Below are 20298 nucleotides of genomic sequence, written 5' to 3' on the forward strand. Positions count from 1 at the left end.
TTTATCTGTATTGACCAACAAGGATGTGGTCAATGTCCCGTTTCTCAATTGTATCTGCTCTGCGTCCGATATGGCAAATGAAAATACGTAGGCGTCCCTATGTTCTGTCACACGGTGTAACTTCCCGTTGCAATATGCAATGTCCTTTCTGTGAATACTGGCAGGAAGAAAAAATGGAGATGACATTTGAAGAAATTGCCCAAATGCTTGACGGGGCTGCAGATTTTGGTATAGGTGTCTACAATGCCTGGACAACGGAACCCCTGCTTCGAGAAGATCTTCCTGCTATTCTGGAACATGCTCATTCAAAAGGCATAATGACTTCTCTGGTAACCAATGGTCTACTTCTGGAAAAACGGTTGCCTGATCTTTCAAACCTTGATCTCCTTTCTATTTCGGTAGACGGGCTGGAAAGTTACAGGGAGATAAGGGGCATCGATATATCCCGCATCCTTCCCGGGATCAGGAAAAGTGTTGAGATAATGGAACATCCTGTCCTGTTGAATTGTGTTATAAGCTCTAAAAATGTGGATGAACTAACCGATCTTGTGTACTTTGCATCAGAGATTGGTGCCAGGATTTCTTTTGAACCTCTGTATGAATTTGAAAATATCAAGGATGATGTATGGGAGAACATGGAGGTAAAAGACCGTGAGATATATCGCAGAGCTCTGGATTCACTGATAGAGATGAAATCACAGGGCTATCCAATTATTAATTCCCTCACCTATCTCAAGATGGTACGTAACAGAAAACCGTCTTTCAAATGCCATGCTCCTGATATTATCCTGAATGTGGGCTGTGATGGTATGGTGGAAACATGCAGGGTGCATCGCCAACCCCTTGCTGATGTCAGGCAGGGCGTGGAAAATGCCTGGAGGGCAAGTAAAGCGACCATGGCAAAAACCGTGAATGAATGTGATAAATGCCTTTTCTTCGGTTATGCTGAAAACAGCTTACTGTATGATTACAATCTGGAGGCTTTGCGTCATTATGAATGGATGTGATCATTTTTCTATCCGGATTTCAGGATGACCTGCAATATCCAGTCTTTGCGCAGCATTTCCACCATTGACAGCTATTTCCAGAAAGCCGTGGCTGCCTGTGAGGACCAGCAATTCATTCTTCTGTACTTTACCATATGTCGGGGAATAAGACGCTACATTTCCATGCACGAGTAACTTTTCTGTGGGTCTGGCAAAGGCTTCCAGAATCTTTGCCGGAATATTTGTTATTACATTTCCAAAACTGTCGATGTAGAGCACTTTACCATAAAGGTTGTTCACAGCTGCATTGACTTCTCCAAAACTAAGTTCTTCAAAGGTTTCTAAGGGCTGGCCTATATCCTCTGCTTCATGGCCAGATGCCAGCAAACCGGCTGTAGGGGCGAATATATCCCTGCCATGGAAAGTATTGGATACCTTGCCCAGCATGGCTTTTTCTTCAATCTCGAAAACCTCAATATCGCCAAACCGTTGGGCAGCAGGGATAAGTAGTCCGTTATCCGGTCCGACAAAGTAATGATTTGCTGTTCGTACAATAATGGCTTTTCTGCTGGTACCCACTCCTGGGTCCACCACAGCCAGATGGATTGTACCTGAAGGGAAAAAGTGTGTGGTGGTGTAAAGGGCAAAAGCCGCAGATAATATGTCTCCCTGTTCTATATCATGTGTCAGGTCGATGAATGTTGGATCTTCGCACATGTCCAGGATAACCGCTTTCATGGAGGCAGGATAGAGATTCTTGAAATCTGTTGTAAGGGTAATGATTTTCATAATATTTTGTTTTGACAGGGAACTTATATGGGTGTCGCCAGCGGGCTTTTTTTAAAAGGCTTATATACTAATTCACCTATGTATCATCAATAAGCCGATGCTATTTAGTAAATCTTCATAAGATTGGAGGTATTATTATGGAAAGTTCTCAATTATTCTTGATTTTATTGGCAGTCTACTTAGCTGGACTGATCGGTATAGGCTGGTATTTTACCAAAAAACAAAACACAGTAACCGATTTCTGGCTTGCCGGCAGACGTATCGGGGCGATTGGTGTAGGATTCTCCTCAGCAGCGTCCTGGTTGACGGCAGGAGGCCTGCTTGCGGTTATTGCATTCTTTATGCTGCAGGGAATGGGTTCGATATGGGGATTTGTGGCTCCCAACATTCTTGCTCTTCTGATAATTGCTATCTTTGTGAAGAAGATCAAGAATCTGCCTGCAATTACCCAGGCGGAATTACTGGAACAACGCTACAGTGCAGCAATCAGGGCGCCCATTGGTATTATTATTACAATTGTAATGATCCTTTTTGCAGTGGCTGATATCAAAGGTTTTGCTCTGGTGCTTGAGATATTCTACGGTTTTGATCCACTTTATGCAGCTCTTATTGTTGCTCTGGCAGTTTCTGTTTATGTTACTTTAGGAGGTCTCAGTGCGGTTGTCTGGACTGATGTAGTACAGTTCCTTTTCCTCTCTGTGTTCACGATAGTCATCGCAATCGTTGCTGTAGGAGCAGCTACAGGTGGTGCTGTCGATGCCCCTGCAAATGCAGGCGAGTTATTTTCCAATGTCTCTTCTGGCTGGTGGAACCCGCTGTCCATTGGAATCCCGATGGTATTGATATTTTTGTTTGCAATCGTTCCCGGCTGGATCACCGAGCAGGACCCCTGGCAGAAAGTATGGGCCGCGCGTGATTCCAAATCCGCACGTAATGGGCTGCTTTTGGGTTCCCTCCTGATAACAATTGTATTTGCAGGTTGTGCGGTAATTGCTATCGCTCTGAGTTCCATTTATCCGGAAATACCGGCTGCAGGTTTCCCTATGGGAATGGCCCAGGCAGAACCGGCATTGCTTGTTTTTGTGCTTGAAAACTTTTCTCCGCTGGTTATTGCTCTGAGTGCGATCGGTCTGGCTGCTGCTGCTATGTCCTGTACGGATACCTTTGCAACTTCCGGTGCATCCTGTGTGTCCCGTGATATCTATCAGCGTTTCATTAAACCAGATGCCACCATGAAACAGATGCTTGCGGTTAACAGGCTCAGTGTACTTTTCATAGTCCTTGCAGCTACTGTGGGTTCGTTTTTCATTACCAGTATCCTTGAGGCTATTCATATAGCCACATACATTGCCAGTGCTTCCTACTTCTTCCCATTGATGGGAGGTCTTTACTGGAAGCGTGCTACCAAGGAAGGTGCCATGGCAGGCCTTATTGTGGGTGCAGTTGTCCAGATAAGCCTGATTGTGTATGATATTTACATGACAGCTCCAATGGCTCCTGCATATCTCCAGACGGTTCACCCGGTCCTGATGAACCATGGTGTTATTGCTGGTATGGGCCTTAGCGCAGTTGCCTTTTTCGGAGTGTCCCTGCTTACGAAACCATCCAGTGCTGTCAATCTTGCTCCTTTCTTCAAGGAAGAAGCAAAAAACCTGGCAGCTGAAGCAGCAGTTACAGTTGAGGAAGAAGATCCCAAATTCCAGAAGTTCCTCAAGAGAATCGATGAGCAACTTGCCGGTGAGAGAGCACATCTGCATGTCAGGCTTGAAAGTTCGGCTTCTGTGAACTGGTACAGGTTCGTTGAATCCCTGCGATCTTCTTATGTTGCCTGGGTAACTCCTACAGGTGTAGATTCAGTATATCGTCTTGTGCAGTCGGACATGCTTTCCTGTGTATCCATAACACGTGGTACCACAGATAAAGAGATCTGGTTTGCCTCGGAACCTCCTGCATCGGAAATGGATGTTCAGAAGAAGGAACTCTATGTAGCCTATAACGAGGTTGCTGCAGCTCTTGAAAGCATGGGTGTTTTCCTTACGGTAGTCGAAGAATGAGTGAAGGGGCAATCCCTTCCCTTCTTGGACACCGATAACTTTTTTAAATAATCGATCGGTGGATAGTATAATGCGAAAACAAGTGGTAGTCCTATTTCTGATACTCACTTCAGCCATCTATCTTAGTGGTTGCATCGATGACATTGTACCGGTTGATGAAGCTGCTGAAACAACCAATGCATCGGAGTATATACTGGACCCGTTCATTGCTAACGATTCATGTGAGTGTGGTATTAATACGACTACTTTTTATCTTTCCCCCGATTCGCCTGTAAAAGCGGTTTATGTATTTGAGAATGTAAATCGTCTTGAAGTAGTTCCTCTGGAAGATATCACAAATCCAGGTTCTGATGTACTTTCAAACATTGTGATTGTGGCCAAACCGGGAGGAAATAACGGTAATCCAGCTTCAACAGTCAGACAGTTGTCCACCTCAGATCCAATGGATTCGATAGACTATACCCTCTCTGAAGAATCCGAGTCCGGGCAGACCAAACAGGTAATTTCCTTCAATCAAAGTCTTACAGGGTTTGTGGCCTATACAATGGAAGTGCCTATGGGACAGGATTTCATGTATGTACCATCACATCTTTCCACTGTAAGGGTGGTCCTTCCAGAAGGGTATACAACAGGCAACCAGTTTATAGGGAAGGTTGAGCCAGCACCCGATTACAGGTACTTCGATGAACAGGGCAGGGAAGTACTTGTCTGGAATAATCTACGTCAGGATACTTCTTCATCATTGTCTTCTCTGGCAAAAGGTCTCTTGCCTTCCGACGAAGAAGAGGAAGAAGAAATTAAGTTTAAGACTCTCTATCTCAAATTTTATTCAGAAGATGCCCCCCGTAACCTGCTGATCGGTACATCAATACTTGGTGCAGGCGTGCTTCTGGTCATTGGGAATTTCCTGCGAAATCGTAGAAAACTGAATGAAACGATACGGATTGCAGAAGAAGAATGGAAAAAAGATAAAAAACGTTAATCTTCATATCACAAATTGCATTCCATCATATCCCATTGGGAATTTCTGTGCTGCGATGGAATGGGGTTTGAAAAAGTGGCTTATATGGGTAAAAACGACTTCTTTTGCCTTTATTTTTTGGGCAAGTTCCAGTGCATCCTTTGCATCCATATGTTTTTTGATATGCAACACATCTGAATCCGGTACAATCGCATCGGCAATTAAAAGGTCAGGACTATCAATCATTTCAAGACTCTGTTTTGGGATTTCCTTCTCACAATCTCCTGTGAACACCACTTTTTTACCATCTTCTTCTATGAGTACGCCTACCGGATTGCTCACCGGCCGGTGCTTGACTTCAAAAAGAGTAACCTTTAGGCCGATAATTTCAAAGGTTTCATTGATTTTTACGTCGTTTCTTCTGGGTTTCAAAAAGGCAAGGTATTCCAGGATGTAGTCAAGGGTTTCAGCAAGGCCGTATACGTCTACCTTTCTTTGCACCCTGTGGAATTCACCAAAACCGGTAAAATGATCATAATGGCCGTGGGTCCATATAACTCCGTCCACATGCTTTATGTTGTGCTCAAGCAATTGCTGGCGCAGGTCGGGTCCTGTGTCCAGCAAAATTGTACCCTTCTTGGTTTCTACAAGGATAGAACATCTGAGGCGGTTGCTTTCCCCCCCCTTCTGTGCATCCTGGCAGGTGGGGCAGTTACAACCGATGACAGGTGTGCCGGGAGCATCTCCTGTGCCCAGTAATGTCACTTTCACTTAAGACACCCTGTCATACCGCTGGAGGTATTTCTCGGATTTTATATGTGAACGATTATTGAATGATTCCACCGCATCCAGAAGGTCTTTGTTACAGAGTTCCCGGCGCTCCTCAAGCAGGGCATCCAGAACACCCTCCCGGATTACCACTCTTAAGTCGGACCCACTGTAACCTTCTGTAATTTCGGCAATCGCTGCAGTGTCAAAGTTTCCTTCGATATGCCTTGTGACAATGTCAAGTATATTTTTCCTCATCTCATAATCCGGAAATGGGAATTCAAGTATTTCATCAAATCTCCTCCATGCAGCTGAATCCAGCATGTGAGGATGGTTGGTAGCAGCGATCAGGAGTACTCCATCCCTTGTGAGACTTATTTCATCGATTGCCTTGAGGAGTGTGTTAACAGCTCTTTTCAGGGCTGCATGTTCATCCGAGGTCCGGGTTTTTGCAATAAAGTCGAATTCATCCACAAAAAGAATGCATGGATTGAGTTTTTTTGCCAGTTCAAATACCCTGTCAATGTTCTTTGCTGTTTCACCAAGATACTGGTCTGTAATCATGGATAATTTTACTTCAACAAAAGGAATGGATAACATTTCGGATAGCGCTCTTGCAACTGATGTTTTCCCTGTACCCGGGGGACCAACCAGCAATACCTTGCCCACATCGTACAGCCCAATTTCCTTCAGGTAATCCCGGAACTTGATGGCTTTGACAATCTTTTCAACTTCGGATTCCTGTTTTTTTGTAAGGATTAGTTCGGACATGCCCTGCTGTATATCTTCCGGGGCCAGGAGCTGTGCCAGTTTGAGCATATCTTCCCCGCCTTCTTCCTCCATTACCTCGGCTTTGAGGGATTCTATCCATTCCCTGTCTACTTCCTTGGGTTTGGTGCTATCTCGTGCCTTACTGTAGCTGACTCCTTCTTTTTCAGCTTTCTCAAAGTAATATGCCAGTACAGGATTTTCCTCGATGCGACTGGAGGTGTCCTGTTTTTCGAACCAGCTAATGGCCATATCAATAGAAGTTAATTTGATTTTGTAACCAACTTCATCTATTTCTACAAAGGGAAGGCCCTTTAACATCTTTTTGGTTTCACTTTCTCCATACAGTTTACTCACATCAGTGAGGGATACATGAATGGGTCGTGGTACTCCTTTGGCCTCTTTTTTCCAGTAGTGCTTCCTTATGGGTTTTGGAAGGTCGTTGACATCCAATACTTGGTTCTGGTTGTATATCTGGGCCGTCAACAAAAGTTCTATTATATCAAGTGTATTGTCGGACATTTTGATACCTTACATCCAGGATTTTTATTTAAGGGAGGTCGAAAATGGTTTGTCTGAACCACCTTATTATGTATTTTCCCTAAATATAACTTATGCTACCTTATTTGCAGGTTCCAAGTCAGGCAAGTTTCAGATATCCTTTGCCGGGAGTGTAGATGTCTCCCGAATTTTTCAGGTTTTGAAGGGCTTTTTCGATTTTTTCCCTCTCAAAACCTGCATCTTCAGCCATTTGGAATAGCTGTCTGATCTGAATTTTTTCCTGTTTTTCAAGTGCATTTATGATATATTTAGAAGGATTTGCAGATTTTTTTTGAGTAGGCGGACTTGGCTGGAGCTGATCAACGCTTGCATCTGATAGTATCTGGCTGACTTTTTTTGAATCGGATCCCTGTATCTGTGCCTGAAGAGATGTGCGTGCCGCTATTGCTTCATCGAGTATTTCTGTCCTGTGGAATTTCCTCAATTTACGAAACTGCAAGGTTGCACCACATCTCTGGCATTTTATGGTTTTTTGACTCCGGTCTTCTATAACCTGGCATTGCAAGCGACATTTGGTGCAAATAATTACAGCATAGGCTACCATGTAAACACTTCCTTATTTTCCATAGCGGCGTTTCCTTTTCTGGAAATCCCTGATAATACGCAAAAAATCAATCCTTCTGAAATGGTTCCAGTTAATATCTGTGAAATACAGTTCTGAATAGACAGATTGCCATATAAGGAAATCTGAAAGATGTCTTCCTCCCGAGCGTATTATCAAATCCGGTTCTCCCTCTATTGTCAGATGGGATTCCAGAATTTGTTCATCAATATCTTCGGGTTCTATTTTTCCTTTTTCTACATCACAGAGAATTGTCCTGACAGAAGAGGTAATCTCTTTTTTTCCTCCATATCCCAGTACAAAAATGATACTGGGGTCATTTCCGGGTTTTGTGAGTAATGTACTGCCGTCTTCTCCATATACGTCATAGCCTGTTTTAGGGGGCAGTTTGGTGCAAATTGTTTCAATGACCTGAACCAATCTGTAGATCATCTTGTTTTTGAGATCGGCTTTTTCATCCAGAATATCCACATTAAAATAGATTTTCTTGATGTCAAACTCCTGGCACCAGGTTATGAATTGGAGCGTTTTTTGGCTACTATTCTTTTGGAGTAGATCTGTTTCAGGCAGGACTATAGCAATAGAGGAAGGTGGATTTTGCTGTCCCTGTTGTATTTTATTCAGGAGACGTTTTTCATATAATTTATGTAGCAATCCGAAGCCCTCCTTCTGAGATGTCATTTGGCGGTTGAGACTATCTTTATAACATCTCCGTCCTTGAGTTCGTATTTGTCTCCGAGTCTCATTCGGCTACGCCCGTCTACAGCATATAGGAAACGGTCCCCAATGTCGGTGTGCACCTTGTATGCAAGTTCATGCGCAGTGGATCCTTTTTTGACTAGGTAGGCATCAGGAAGCATGCGACCTTTCTTGTCGGTCCAGTGCCCTTCATCTTCGACAGGGTAGACTACAATTAGGTCGAGCTGGTCAAAGACTGCCCGGTTGATGCATTCCTGTACTCCGCATCCATGGGGTTTGCGGGATACCACGAAACTTTTAAGCTTTTCCAGTCCCTTTATCTGTTTTTCACTCAGGTCACTTCTCTCTATGGCAAAGTCCTCATTACCTGGTTTGTAATCAATTGCTCCGGTACTGGCCGCATTTCGGATGGCCAATTCGGCGGCAGCACTTGTGGGTACGACTATCATCTCAAGTTTTTCAAGGTTTTCGACATTTTCCGGCGGGGCTACATCCAGTTTGTTTGCGGCGATGATGACAGGTTTGCTGAGCAATCGGATGTACTCACAGAGCTGGCACATATCTTCATCATCCCATTTGATATATTCGCTTTTATCGAGCTGGCCTATTGCTATGTTCACATGTTCTTCACAGACCCCGGCTCCCATGAGCTGGTTTGCAATCGCTTCCTCTACTTTTAGATTTTCTGCTTTTATTTTGCGTGCCAGGCGTTCCCAGTTGCGACACAGGATACCTTTCATCCACATGGTTATTTCCCGGTTGAGGAAGTCGATATCTTCCAGGGGATCATGGCTGGCGATGTCTCCCGGATTTCCCTCTATATCTGTGGCGCCGGAGGCGTCAATTACGTGAATGATTGCCTGGGCCTGGCTCAGTTCGTCCAGAAAGGCATTTCCCAGCCCGCGGCCCTGATGGGCATCTGGCACAAGACCGGCCACATCGATGATCTCGATTGGTACAAAACGTATCCCGTCTTCACAGTTACCACATCTTTTGTCCCGCTCGATGCATGGGCAGGTTGTGCGAACATAGGTAACCCCGCGATTGGCATCAATGGTGGTGAAGGGGTAATTGGCGATATCCACCTCTGCCATGGTTGCGGCTTTGAAGAATGTTGATTTGCCTGCATTTGGCTTTCCTGCAAGGCCTATAGTCATTGTCATGTTCTATCAATCACATGCTTGATGGATTTAACTTTTGTTGGTGGTTTAACGCTTTACCACCAAACATTTATATTCGAGAAGATAATTAGGAAGCCAAGTCAATGAGTGTCCCGGTAGGGTAGCGGATATCCTTGGGGCCTGCGGAGCCTTAGACCTGAGTTCAAGTCTCAGTCGGGACGTACATTGTACTTTTCGGAGGCACTTTTTCCGTGTGGGGTTAATTAAACCCTCCTCGGTGGTGCCTCTGATGAGTATCTGTTTTTTTATGTTGTCATTTCTAATACGATTCTCGTCGATAATTATATATTTCTGAAAAAGACCCTGATGTTGTCGATACTGCCACAATTATTGTTAATGTACAAAATCTAGAGGTTGTGGAAACAGTATATTCACAGGGAATGAAGGACTGAATGCTGGATATCCGCGCAGTTGTCATTTAACTATTTTTGTTTATTTTTGAATAGCTGTTTTTTATCCGCATTTCTCAGTCTTTATATAGGATCAGTCTTAATTTATTTTATAGTCTATCTATATTGCTATATATAAAGGAGGTTTGTATGTATATGAGAGGGCAGGTTATTTTCATTCTGTTTATATCACTTATTTGTCTCTCTGGTGTTGGCTGTGCAGCTGAAATTAACCATAGTTTTCTTACAGGACCCTATGATAGTGGACCCGAGGTGACGGAGGAGTGTATAGGTTGCCATGAACCACAGGCAAAGGACATGCTCAATTCAACCCATTGGTTATGGACCAGTTGCGGTGATTGTGAATGTGGGGAGATAGAAGCTTATAAGAACATGGGTAAAAGAACAGTTATAAATAATTTCTGTGTGGCCATTGCGTCCAATGAACCACGATGTACTTCGTGTCATGCCGGTTATGGCTGGGAAGATGACACTTTTGATTTTAACAATGCATCAAACATCGATTGCCTGGTGTGCCATGATAATACAGGGACATATAACAAGATTCCAACAGGCGCAGGTGCCGTAGACACTTCCGTTGATCTTACAGAGGTTGCTCAAAGTGTAGGTTCTCCCACCAGGGATACATGTGGTGGTAACTGCCATTTTTATGGTGGTGGCGGAGATAATGTGAAACATGGTGACATGTCTTCTGCACTCAGTGACCCATCTCCAGAATTAGATGTGCACATGGGTCTTTTGGATTTCAAGTGCCAGAATTGCCATGAAACAAGTGACCATAATGTAGCCGGACGGTTTGCCGGGCTGCCAGATAGTGAATGTCGCGTGCAATGTTCCGATTGTCACGGCCAGACTCCTCATGCTGGTGAATATAAGGAACGTCTGGACGACCACGTTGATGCAATTGCCTGCCAGACATGTCATATTCCTCAATATGCACGTGAGGTGCCTACCAAGATGTACTGGGATTGGTCTCAGGCAGGGCAGGATATCGATCCTGTACCAACGGATGAATATGGTAAAGCTACCTATAACAAGAAAAAAGGTTCCTTTGTTTGGGAAAAGAATGTGACACCAAGTTATGCCTGGTACAATGGAACTTCAGCTCTCTATAAGTTGGGAGATAAAATCAACACTGATGGGGTGACTGTCATGAATGCACCTCTGGGTTCAAGGGATGATGCAGATTCACAGATTTATCCCTTCAAGATTCACAGGGCAAAACAAATCAGTGATTCTGAGTATAAATACCTGATAGTACCTGATTTGTTTGGTGGCGAAAATTCCTATTGGGCCACATATGATTGGGATAAGGCCTCAGCTTCTGGAATGGAGTATGTAGATATGCCTTATAGTGGTGAATATGAATTCGTTGAAACATCCCTTTATGAGAGCATTAACCATGAGGTTCCACCAGCTGAGCACTCTCTTGATTGTAGCGATTGTCACCTCGAGACAGGTATGATGGATTTCGAAACTCTTGGTTATGAAGGAGATCCAATGCTTGTAGGAGAGCGTTTTGCTGAAGAAGTTGAAGATGTAAGGCAATCTGTGGAGCAGGATGCGTCCGAAGCTGGAGAAGAATCGTCCGAAGCTGTACCCGGGTTTGGAATATTCCTGGGAATAGGCATGCTTCTTGTTGTAAGCATTCTCTGGGGTCGCCGCTGATTGACCCCTCCCTTTTTTATAGGATACTACTTTATCTGTGCCTATCGACTGTAAATGTTATACTCTTTTTCTCAATCGTTCAAGCAACGTTTATATAGAAGTTCAATCATCTAGAACGAACAGGTTGAGAGTACATAGTGCTCTTTTCGTGATGCAATTTACTGGATCATAATTATATAAGGAGGTCAAATTTTGGCAGGACAGCCGATATACATTTTAGCAGACGGAAGTCAGGTAACAAGGGGCAGAGATGCCCAGAGCAACAATATTCTGGCAGGCAAGGCAGTTGCCAACGCAGTCCGTACTACCCTTGGTCCCAAGGGTATGGACAAGATGCTTGTGGATTCAATGGGTGATGTGGTAATCACCAATGACGGTGCAACCATTCTCAAGGAAATGGACATTGAACACCCCACGGCCAAAATGATCGTTGAGGTGGCCAAGACCCAGGATGATGAAGTCGGAGACGGTACGACCACAGCAGCCGTACTGGCCGGTGAATTCCTTTCCAAAGCAGAGGAACTTCTCAAGAAAGGTGTACACCCCACAATTATTGCAACAGGTTACAGGCAGGCATCCAAAAAGGCGGTTGAAATCGTAAAAAGTATAAGTATAGATATTTCCCGTGACGATACTGAAGCCCTCAAAAAAGTGGCAAACACCGCAATTACCGGAAAAGGTGCAGAATCTCACAAGGAAATGCTTGCAGAGCTTACCGTTGAAGCCGTATCTCTCATAGGAGAAGAAACGGATGATGGCTATGTTGCAGATGTAAGTGACATCAAGATCGAAAAACAGGCTGGTGAAAGTGTTGGTGAATCCAAACTTGTAAAAGGCCTTGTTCTTGATAAAGCCCGCACACATCCCAACATGCCCGAAAAGATCGAGGATGCAAAAATCCTTGTCCTCAGTGTCCCGGTTGAATTCAAAAAGACCGAGATGGATGCCGAGATCAAGATCTCTTCCCCGGATCAAATGCAGATGTTTTTGGATCAGGAAGAAAAGATGGTCAAACAGATGACCGACAAGATCCTGGATTCCGGTGCAAATGTTGTATTCTGCCAGAAGGGAATCGATGATCTTGCACAATACTACCTCGAAAAAGCTGGCATCTATGCCGCCAAGAGGCTTAAAAAGAGCGATCTGGATCGTATCTGTGAAGCCACCGGTGCAACCAATATTCAGGATATCGATGAAATTACTGCTAATGACCTCGGTTCTGCAAATCTTGTAGAAGAACGTGACATAAAAGGCAACAAGATGACCTATGTCATGGGATGCAGGGAAAAGAAAGCAGTTTCAATAATCCTTCACGGTGGTACCCAGCACGTTGTAGATTCCCTCCAGCATGCAATTGACGACGCTCTTCATGTAGTCGCTGTGGCTCTGGAAGATGGTAAAGTAGTTGCAGGCGGCGGATCTCCGGAAGTAGAACTCTCCATGCGCCTTGGTGAATATGCATCTTCCCTCAGTGGCAGGGAACAGCTTGCAGTTGCCAAATTCGCAGAAGCATTTGAAGTAATTCCTGAGACCCTTGCTGAAAACTCTGGTTATGACCCAATAAACAAACTTGTTGAACTGCGTTCCAAGCACGAAGAAGGCAACAAGAGAATGGGGCTTAATGTATATACCGGTGAAATTGTTGACATGTGGGAAAACGATGTAATCGAACCACTCCGTGCCAAGACACAGGCAATTAACGCCGGAACAGAAGCAGCTGTCATGGTTCTTAGAATTGATGACGTTGTTGCAGCATCCCCTCACTCCAATCAGGCAGCACCTGAAATGCCTGATATGGACATGGATATGTAAGATAAGGTGGTTATACCACCTTCTATTTTTTTCAATGTAATTTATTTCCGGGGTAAAATTTAAAAATACTGTTAACCATTTATGGTTTATGGTTAACAATAATAATTTATCCGATTCTTCCGTCAGGAAAATGGTTTATGCTGCCCTTTTTGCTTCCATGACTGCGGTGGGTGCTTATATCAGTATCCCCGTGGGGTTGATACCTCTTACCCTGCAGACTTTATTCGTAATTCTTGCAGGGGCGGTGCTGGGTGCTCGATGGGGTATGCTGAGTATGGTCATCTATGTTTTGCTCGGGATTGCCGGATTACCTGTATTTTCAGGTGGTAGCTCCGGACTTGGTGTGCTGGTGGGTCCCTCGGGGGGCTATATCATCGGTTTTATTCTGGCAGCGCTTGTAATTGGTTACCTCTTTGAGAAATTCCAGAATAGATCCATTGCCGGTGTGGTGGCCATTTTCCTTGTCGGTATGATTGCTATTTACGTTCCCGGCTACTTCCAGCTGATGTATGTGGCCTCTCTGGGTCCACAGGAAACATTTGCATTAGGTGTTGCTCAATTTATTCCCGGCGCTGCCATCAAGATTGCTGCTGCGACCATTATTTATCGCTATCTTAAGACGGAATCTTTGGTATGATAGAGATTGAAGATTTAAGTTTTGGTTTCAAGGAAAATCAACGTGTTCTTGACAGCGTCAATGTGTCTATTGACAGCGGTGAATTCGTTGCTGTAGTAGGTGGTAATGGTAGTGGTAAGTCTACTTTTGTCAGGCATTTGAATGGTTTACTGCTGCCGGATGAAGGTATGGTGAGAGTGCGGGGTATGGATACACGCACTATCTCCAATCTGACTGATATACGCAGGAAAATTGGTATGGTTTTCCAGAATCCTCTCACCCAGTTCGTAGGTGCCACTGTGGAGGAAGATGTGGCTTTTGGTCTTGAAAACCTGGCCTGTCCTTCATCAGTAATCCGCAACAAAACGGATAGTTCTCTTTCTGATCTGGGTATATCCCATCTGGCTGGTAAATCTCCTCTGGAATTAAGTGGAGGACAGATGCAACTTGCAGCCCTTGCAGGCGTCCTTGTCCTGGAGCCTGAATGTGTGATATTTGACGAGGTAACCTCCATGCTGGATCCTTTTTCAAAACAACAGGTGCTTTCAACAATCGCAAGACTTCATGAAAAGGGCAAGACGATAATAATGGTCACTCACAATCTGGAGGAAGTGCATCTTGCTGAAAGGGTTATAGCTTTTGAAAAGGGCAGGGTTGTTTATGATGGCAAATCCTCTTTGTTTTTTGATTCCCCTGCCGTGTCAAACCCCGGTATTTCAATTCCTCCTCTAACTGAACTTGCCCTGTGGCTGCAGGAGAATGGTCTGAAGGAGATCGATGTTTCAAACCCTGATGTTAATACACTGGAGGAATCTATCTGGCAATTGAAGTCAAGAAATTGAATTTTTCATACGGGCAAAACATAGTCTTACAAAATGTATCCATGTGCATAAAACCCGGTGAAATCGTGGGCTTGACGGGGCCTGTAGGTACGGGTAAATCAACCTTGTTGCGTCTGCTTGTTGGTCTGCTAGAACCGGACAATGGTATTGTGCAAATCGATGGTTATCCATCTCGTGCTAAAAAAGTAAAGGAAATGGTAGGTGTCCTGTTCCAGCATTCTTCCAGGCAACTTTTTGAAAAAACGGTTTATGATGATATTGCTTTTGGTCCTTCAAATTTTGGTTTTGATAGAAGGGATATTGAAAAGCAGGTCAACAAGGCAGTAAATATAGTGAGTCTGGATAAATCCCTCCTTGAAGTATCTCCCTTCAGGATTAGTGGGGGGGAACAGAAACGGGTGTCTTTGGCAGGAATAATCGCCCAGTCTCCCCGATATATGGTGCTCGATGAACCTTTTGCAGGGCTTGATACAAAAGGAAAAACGCGTCTGCCTCATATTATACAGACCTTGCAGAATATGGGAGTAGGAATCATCGTTATTTCTCATCATCTTGATAAACTGCTTGAAGTAGCTCCGCGAATTATCTACCTGCAGGATGGAATTATTTGTTTTGATGGCCAAAGACAGCAGTACCTTTTGGATGATAGTCTTCCTCTACCGCCTATAACCGCTTTGATGAAGAGGCTGCATGCAAGAGGTTTACCAGTGAACCCGGCTACGTTTACAGTGGAAAGTGCAATCAAGCAATTGGAAAGATTAGAAATCGGAGATGTGGATGACGCCTGATTATTTTTTGAGTTTTGTTCCCGGAGATTCCTTCTTGCACAAGCTTGACCCCCGCACAAAACTAATAGCTACGATGCTGATCAGTATTTTGATCTTCAGGTTGCATCTTACAGGTCTGGTCCTGCTATTTGCATTATTCATGGTTTTGTGTTATCTTTCGTCTGTGCGGATTGCACTGCTGCGAAACGTTTGTCCAATTGCTCCTTTCTTAATCTTTATTTTTATATTCCAGTTATTTCTGGTACCGGGGAATAGTTTTATGGATTTGTATGGTTTTTCTGCTACATCAGCAGGCCTTTTTGAGGGCTTGAGGATTGTGGGGCGTTTTATTCTTTTGATAGAATTTGCCTCCCTCCTGACGGCTACGACTTCTCCTGCTCACATGACGACGGGAATTGAAAGGCTACTTCGTCCTCTGCCGGGTAAAATCTTAGGAGTGACTTCGTTTGAAATTGCCACCATGATGTCCCTATCCATCCATTTGGTTCCTGTTTTGAACAGGTTCCTGAAAGAAGTGTATCAGGCACAGCTGTGTAGGGGTCTGGGAAGACAAAAAAGGATTTCAGGATTGGTCTCACTGGCGATACCTTTGCTCAGGGGAGCCTTCAGGATGATGGATGATATAGCTATGGGAATGGAAAGCAGATGTTATCAGGGCAACTACAGAACATCCCTTTTTGAGTTAAAAATGGATAAATATGACTGGATGGCCCTTATGTTGGTTTTTGTATTGTTGTTTGCCTTCTGGAATTTGAATATCACTCTTTTGCCCTCTTATCAGATATAATGCGGGCAATTCTTTCCTTAAATTCATCTACAACAATATCTGCATCATCCATATCTGGTTTCTCTTCTGTCCAGTGATTGGATTTAAGTGGGATCGGTATGATTTTTTCCTTTTCTTTTTCGGAAACAGGTGATTTTTCCCACTAAAAATCCTCTTTTTTATTCATTGCCCGTCCCTCACTTTGCTAAATGGTTTGCATCTTTATCTATATATAGACAAAGATTTATACATTTTGGCAGGTTATTTCTTCTTTTAAATATTTGGCTGCTTTTCGATACTTCGTGTTCCTATTTTCGTTATCATAAGCCATTATTTAGAATGTTCACGCCGATAGGATAATGCGGTATCTTTATGTAGCCGTGAATTTATGGAACCTTTTATAACTCAATTTAGCCGATTTGTACATATAAATTGCTAATATATTGGAGGTGTTCCGGCATGGTATACAGTTTGGGAATAGATGCTGGAGGAACTTATACCGATTCTGTTCTTCTGGATGATGACACTGATAGTATTCTTGATTCAAATAAAGCACTTACAACATATCCCGATCCCCTGGATGGGATAAAAAACTCAATTGATGGTCTCGACCAGGAAAAACTCAAGAAAGTAAAGATAGTTTCCGTATCAACAACCCTTTCTACAAACACGATCCTTGAAGGAACGGGTTTCCCAGTTGGCTTGTTTTTGATCGGAAATTATGATCTCAAGGAAAAACTTCCGACTCCTCATTATGTAAAAGTTGCTGGTGGTCATACCTATAATGGTGCGGAAAAAGAACCCCTGGATGAGGAAGGAGTCAGGGACTTTGCGGTGAAAATAAAGGACAAGGTTGCAGCTTTTGCAATCTCTTCCTTTTTCAGTATTCGTAATCCTGACCATGAAATTCGGGCCAAGCAAATAATCCGTGAAGCGACAGGTCTTCCTGTAGTATGTGCACACGAACTTTCTCAGGACCTGGGTGCCTTTGAGAGAGCAACGACTGCTTTTTTCAATGCTCAGCTATTGCCCATCACAGAAAGATTCATGTCCACTGTGGAAAAGGATGTAAATTCCAGGGGAATCAGTCCGAAGATATTCATGCTCAAATGCGATGGCTCTGTTATAGGTATAAAAAGTGCACTGGAAAAGCCGATTGAATCTATTTTCTCGGGACCTGCGGGAAGTCTTGTAGGAGCTTCCTTTTTGACAGGAAACGATTCATGCGCCGTTATTGATGTGGGAGGTACAAGTACCGATATATCCGTTATAAAAGACGGCGTTCCTGAAATGAGTGAGATGGGAGCGGTTGTCGGTGGATGGAAGACCCGTGTCAAGGCTATTAAGATGGAAACCTCAGCAATGGGTGGTGACAGTCACATATGGGTAAAGGATGGTAAATTGAATATCGGACCGCGACGTGTAATTCCCCTTTGCAGGGCAGCGGATCTCTATCCCGATTTCCTGGAACTTCTCAAGATCAATCCCATGCCAACCAAAACTTTGATCGGCATGAATTTCCAGCCTACGACCTTTTTTACACGTACTGAATATGAAGCCATGGGCCTTAATGACCTGGAGCAGGAATTGCTTGATTCCATCTCTAGTAGTCCTACTTCTCTGCGGGAGTTACGCAGTCGCATGGGCCGCTATCCTTCAACCCGAATTCTGGACAGCCTTATTCAGAAAAGGCTTGTACAATGTATTGGTTTTACTCCCACGGACGCTCTGCATGTACTGAGTGATTATACCGCCCGCAATGTGGAGGCAGCTGAGGTAGGTGCTGAATATCTGGGTTCCCTGTGTAAAAGAACCGGGGAGGAATTTGCCAGATATGTCAAGGAAACCTTTGCCAAGAATATGGCCTCAGACCTGATTTCCTTCTTCCTGGAAGGCATTCCAAGGGAAGAGGTTCGTAAAATATTCGATATAGATTGTCCTACAAAATTTAAGGTTGATATCCCGGTTGTTCTTATCGGTGGACCTGTGGTTGCTTATAAGGATATACTTGGAAGTATCCTGGATGCCGAGATCATTGTACCAAAATATTCAGATGTCGGTAATGCCACAGGTGCCCTAGCAGCCAAAGGTGTAAGGAGGGTTGATTTCCTTATAAGACCTGCTTCCATGGCAGCTCCTGATTGGGAATTCTACGTATTTTCCGAAAAAGGGCGACAGAGTTTCTATGAATATAATGATGCTATTTCATACGCCAGGGAAACAGGACAATCCATGATAATGCAATACATGGAAGACGCCGGTTTGGATCCGGATCATGTGGAAATTGACGTCAAAAAGGATGAGATTGTGCCGGAAGGTTGGAATTTCCCAATGGAAACTAAAATCAGGGTTATGGGAGTCGGTACCCGCCTGATAGATGAAGAGGCCTGAAAAGGTCTCTTTTTTTCTTTTTCAGTAGGTTGATATATTATTGGATACTACCCTTTTGTCGGGGGTATATCTATGCATTTTTGCAAAGATAAAAATAAGAAACTGAACAGGGAATGCTTTTTGGTCGCAATTCTTGTTTTGATCGTTATCTTCCTTTTCGGGTTTGCAATATATGAACTGGTAATCCAGCCTATGCTTGGTGGTTTCTGAGAGGTACATTTTCACTTGTTCATTTTTTCCCTTTCCAGGTTCAAGACCCTGCGGATTACCAGTTTTTTCTTTCCCAGGCCCGCATCGGGGTTTTCAGGATAGTTCTCCTTTACATATTCATAGAGTTCGGCAGACGTCATTTTTTCAAGTTTGTCCTTGAGTTTAAGCAATTCTTCCATCTTTCTCCTCCTGTCGTTTTTTTGTGAGAAATTCTAGTTTTTATATTTATTCCTTATGGTGTTTGCATTCCGGACAGAAATCATTATGAATTGCAAGTTACATGTAGGTATCATATAAACAGTATGAGGTTTAAAATCTATGAGTGAATCCAAATTCGAACCGTTGCCACGTTCCTATTTATTTAACAGTTTGCTGGATAAAGATACTATAATACTCGCTGCAAATCCGCGTATCTCTCTTGTTATGCGTGGGATTATGAAAGCAGCCAAAGATGCAGATGCTCCCCTGATGGTAGAACTCGCCCGTTCTGAATCCGATCTGGACGGTGGCTATTCAGGTATGACCCCTGCTGAATTTTCAAAACGGTGCAAAAAAACCGCCAATGAAGTTGGTCTGGATGTATGGTCTCTGCATGCCGATCATATTGGCATCAAGAAAGGCACTCCTGAGGATATTGAATCTACAAAGGAACTTGTAAGTGGGCAGATTGATGCGGGATATACCTCTTTTGCAATCGATGCTTCCCATCTTTTCAATTTCCAGGGTGGCAATCTCCGGGAAGAACTCTCCCAGAACATTGATGCAACTACAGAGATCGCCCATCATATCCAGGATAAAATGGATGGTCGTAAGTACGGGCTTGAAGTTGAGGTTGGTGAAATAGGCCGTGAGGATGAAAATGGCAGGGTACTTACCAAACCTGAAGAAGCAGTAACCTTCATCAAAGCGCTTAATGAAAACGGTGTATATCCACATGTGATCGCAATCGCAAACGGTAGTGCCCATGGGAACACCTATGACACAAATGGAAATCTCATCCAGCAGGTTTCAGTTGATATAGAGCAGACCATTGCGGTTGCTGACGCCCTGAAAGAGAATGGCTTTAGTGTCAGGATCGCCCAGCACGGGATTACCGGTACTCCCAGGGAACTCATTTACGAGCATTTCCCTCACGGGGATATATTGAAGGGCAATGTTGCCACATTTTTCCAGAATATTGTATGGGAAGTGTTCAGGATATATGAACCTGAGCTTTTCAGTGACATCCGGAAATGGACCATTGAGAATTTCCGCAGCAAAGCTCCCGAAAAGAGTGATAATGAGATATTCGGCAAATTCAGCAAGTATGCAGTAAGGCAGTTCTTTGACCGCATAGATGCTGTTGATGAGAACACAAGGCGTGCCATTGATGCAAAGGTCTATGCTGAAACCCTCATGTTCCTTGGGGCCTTCAAGGCTGAAGGTACTGCCCAGCAGGTCAGGGATTATATCAAATCCCTGTGATC

Annotated in this window: 19 protein-coding genes and 1 tRNA gene; 13 read left to right on the forward strand and 7 right to left on the reverse strand. The window is 43.8% G+C overall.

Features of this window, described 5'->3' with window-relative positions; translation table 11 throughout:
* Positions 1-32 precede the first annotated feature (32 nt).
* Positions 33-1007, forward strand: a complete 975-nt coding sequence (locus BKM01_RS05770; protein WP_072358599.1) for a radical SAM protein — start codon at positions 33-35, stop codon at positions 1005-1007.
* Here the strand turns inward: BKM01_RS05770 and BKM01_RS05775 are convergent, their stop codons facing one another.
* On the reverse strand, positions 1008-1775 hold the full coding sequence (locus tag BKM01_RS05775; protein ID WP_084006245.1) for an SAM hydrolase/SAM-dependent halogenase family protein: 768 nt from the start codon (positions 1773-1775) through the stop codon (positions 1008-1010).
* A 137-nt stretch (positions 1776-1912) separates the two neighbouring features.
* Between BKM01_RS05775 and BKM01_RS05780 the strand changes: the two genes are divergently transcribed.
* Complete coding sequence (locus BKM01_RS05780; RefSeq protein ID WP_072358603.1) at positions 1913-3829, forward strand: sodium:solute symporter family protein; 1917 nt, start codon at positions 1913-1915, stop codon at positions 3827-3829.
* Positions 3830-3899: 70 nt separating this feature from the next.
* Positions 3900-4811 (forward strand): DUF5803 family protein, encoded by a 912-nt coding sequence (locus BKM01_RS05785; RefSeq protein ID WP_072358605.1) that lies wholly within the window; start codon positions 3900-3902, stop codon positions 4809-4811.
* A gap of 3 nt (positions 4812-4814) precedes the next feature.
* Here the strand turns inward: BKM01_RS05785 and BKM01_RS05790 are convergent, their stop codons facing one another.
* From BKM01_RS05790 to BKM01_RS05810, 5 genes are all read right to left on the reverse strand, one after another.
* Entirely contained in the window at positions 4815-5561 is a 747-nt protein-coding gene (locus tag BKM01_RS05790; RefSeq protein ID WP_072358607.1) for an MBL fold metallo-hydrolase, read from the reverse strand.
* Entirely contained in the window at positions 5562-6848 is a 1287-nt protein-coding gene (locus BKM01_RS05795; protein WP_072358609.1) for an ATP-binding protein, read from the reverse strand.
* Positions 6849-6966: 118 nt separating this feature from the next.
* Positions 6967-7431 carry a DUF5817 domain-containing protein gene (locus tag BKM01_RS05800; RefSeq protein WP_072358611.1) on the reverse strand — a complete coding sequence of 155 codons (465 nt, stop codon included), beginning with the start codon at positions 7429-7431 and terminating at the stop codon, positions 6967-6969.
* A 12-nt stretch (positions 7432-7443) separates the two neighbouring features.
* Positions 7444-8103 (reverse strand): undecaprenyl diphosphate synthase family protein, encoded by a 660-nt coding sequence (locus tag BKM01_RS05805; protein WP_157769620.1) that lies wholly within the window; start codon positions 8101-8103, stop codon positions 7444-7446.
* A gap of 23 nt (positions 8104-8126) precedes the next feature.
* A complete protein-coding gene (locus tag BKM01_RS05810; protein WP_072358615.1) occupies positions 8127-9311 on the reverse strand; it encodes a redox-regulated ATPase YchF in 1185 nt (394 codons plus the stop codon).
* A 107-nt stretch (positions 9312-9418) separates the two neighbouring features.
* On the opposite strand from BKM01_RS05810, the gene BKM01_RS05815 reads away from it, so the two are divergent.
* From BKM01_RS05815 to BKM01_RS10785, 9 genes are all read left to right on the forward strand, one after another.
* Positions 9419-9490 (forward strand) — tRNA-Arg (locus BKM01_RS05815).
* Between the two features lie 378 nt (positions 9491-9868).
* Positions 9869-11407: a tetrathionate reductase family octaheme c-type cytochrome gene (locus BKM01_RS05820; RefSeq protein ID WP_072358616.1), complete on the forward strand. Its 1539-nt coding sequence runs from the start codon at positions 9869-9871 to the stop codon at positions 11405-11407.
* A 192-nt stretch (positions 11408-11599) separates the two neighbouring features.
* Complete coding sequence (thsA, locus tag BKM01_RS05825) at positions 11600-13219, forward strand: thermosome subunit alpha (protein ID WP_072358618.1); 1620 nt, start codon at positions 11600-11602, stop codon at positions 13217-13219.
* Positions 13220-13307: 88 nt separating this feature from the next.
* Entirely contained in the window at positions 13308-13856 is a 549-nt protein-coding gene (locus tag BKM01_RS05830; RefSeq protein WP_072358620.1) for a biotin transporter BioY, read from the forward strand.
* Positions 13853-14677 carry an ATP-binding cassette domain-containing protein gene (locus BKM01_RS05835; protein WP_072358622.1) on the forward strand — a complete coding sequence of 275 codons (825 nt, stop codon included), beginning with the start codon at positions 13853-13855 and terminating at the stop codon, positions 14675-14677. The genes BKM01_RS05830 and BKM01_RS05835 overlap by 4 nt, the downstream gene beginning before the upstream one ends.
* On the forward strand, positions 14674-15465 hold the full coding sequence (locus BKM01_RS05840; protein ID WP_084006246.1) for an ATP-binding cassette domain-containing protein: 792 nt from the start codon (positions 14674-14676) through the stop codon (positions 15463-15465). Before BKM01_RS05835 ends, BKM01_RS05840 begins: the two co-directional genes overlap by 4 nt.
* Positions 15455-16252: an energy-coupling factor transporter transmembrane component T family protein gene (locus BKM01_RS05845; protein ID WP_072358626.1), complete on the forward strand. Its 798-nt coding sequence runs from the start codon at positions 15455-15457 to the stop codon at positions 16250-16252. Before BKM01_RS05840 ends, BKM01_RS05845 begins: the two co-directional genes overlap by 11 nt.
* A gap of 438 nt (positions 16253-16690) precedes the next feature.
* Complete coding sequence (locus tag BKM01_RS05850; RefSeq protein ID WP_072358628.1) at positions 16691-18622, forward strand: hydantoinase/oxoprolinase family protein; 1932 nt, start codon at positions 16691-16693, stop codon at positions 18620-18622.
* Between the two features lie 72 nt (positions 18623-18694).
* A complete protein-coding gene (locus tag BKM01_RS10785; protein ID WP_157769622.1) occupies positions 18695-18832 on the forward strand; it encodes a hypothetical protein in 138 nt (45 codons plus the stop codon).
* A gap of 11 nt (positions 18833-18843) precedes the next feature.
* Here BKM01_RS10785 and BKM01_RS10910 read toward each other — a convergent pair whose 3' ends face one another.
* Positions 18844-19011, reverse strand: coding sequence for a hypothetical protein (locus BKM01_RS10910; RefSeq protein WP_169922780.1), 168 nt, complete (start codon positions 19009-19011; stop codon positions 18844-18846).
* A gap of 139 nt (positions 19012-19150) precedes the next feature.
* On the opposite strand from BKM01_RS10910, the gene BKM01_RS05855 reads away from it, so the two are divergent.
* On the forward strand, positions 19151-20296 hold the full coding sequence (locus BKM01_RS05855; protein WP_085503676.1) for a class II fructose-bisphosphate aldolase: 1146 nt from the start codon (positions 19151-19153) through the stop codon (positions 20294-20296).
* The last annotated feature ends 2 nt before the right edge of the window (positions 20297-20298 follow it).

It is taken from the genome of Methanohalophilus portucalensis, from assembly GCF_002761295.1.
GTDB lineage: Archaea > Halobacteriota > Methanosarcinia > Methanosarcinales > Methanosarcinaceae > Methanohalophilus > Methanohalophilus portucalensis.

Bases quoted from the DNA above. Each gene is read 5' to 3' on its own strand.
- BKM01_RS05770 (WP_072358599.1), top strand. From the start codon at position 33: ATGTCCCGTTTCTCAATTGTATCTGCTCTGCGTCCGATATGGCAAATG.
- BKM01_RS05775 (WP_084006245.1), bottom strand. From the start codon at position 1,775: ATGAAAATCATTACCCTTACAACAGATTTCAAGAATCTCTATCCTGCC.
- BKM01_RS05780 (WP_072358603.1), top strand. From the start codon at position 1,913: ATGGAAAGTTCTCAATTATTCTTGATTTTATTGGCAGTCTACTTAGCT.
- BKM01_RS05785 (WP_072358605.1), top strand. From the start codon at position 3,900: ATGCGAAAACAAGTGGTAGTCCTATTTCTGATACTCACTTCAGCCATC.
- BKM01_RS05795 (WP_072358609.1), bottom strand. From the start codon at position 6,848: ATGTCCGACAATACACTTGATATAATAGAACTTTTGTTGACGGCCCAG.
- BKM01_RS05800 (WP_072358611.1), bottom strand. From the start codon at position 7,431: ATGGTAGCCTATGCTGTAATTATTTGCACCAAATGTCGCTTGCAATGC.
- BKM01_RS05810 (WP_072358615.1), bottom strand. From the start codon at position 9,311: ATGACAATGACTATAGGCCTTGCAGGAAAGCCAAATGCAGGCAAATCA.
- BKM01_RS05820 (WP_072358616.1), top strand. From the start codon at position 9,869: ATGTATATGAGAGGGCAGGTTATTTTCATTCTGTTTATATCACTTATT.
- BKM01_RS05830 (WP_072358620.1), top strand. From the start codon at position 13,308: ATGGTTAACAATAATAATTTATCCGATTCTTCCGTCAGGAAAATGGTT.
- BKM01_RS05835 (WP_072358622.1), top strand. From the start codon at position 13,853: ATGATAGAGATTGAAGATTTAAGTTTTGGTTTCAAGGAAAATCAACGT.
- BKM01_RS05845 (WP_072358626.1), top strand. From the start codon at position 15,455: ATGACGCCTGATTATTTTTTGAGTTTTGTTCCCGGAGATTCCTTCTTG.
- BKM01_RS05850 (WP_072358628.1), top strand. From the start codon at position 16,691: ATGGTATACAGTTTGGGAATAGATGCTGGAGGAACTTATACCGATTCT.
- BKM01_RS10785 (WP_157769622.1), top strand. From the start codon at position 18,695: ATGCATTTTTGCAAAGATAAAAATAAGAAACTGAACAGGGAATGCTTT.
- BKM01_RS10910 (WP_169922780.1), bottom strand. From the start codon at position 19,011: ATGGAAGAATTGCTTAAACTCAAGGACAAACTTGAAAAAATGACGTCT.
- BKM01_RS05855 (WP_085503676.1), top strand. From the start codon at position 19,151: ATGAGTGAATCCAAATTCGAACCGTTGCCACGTTCCTATTTATTTAAC.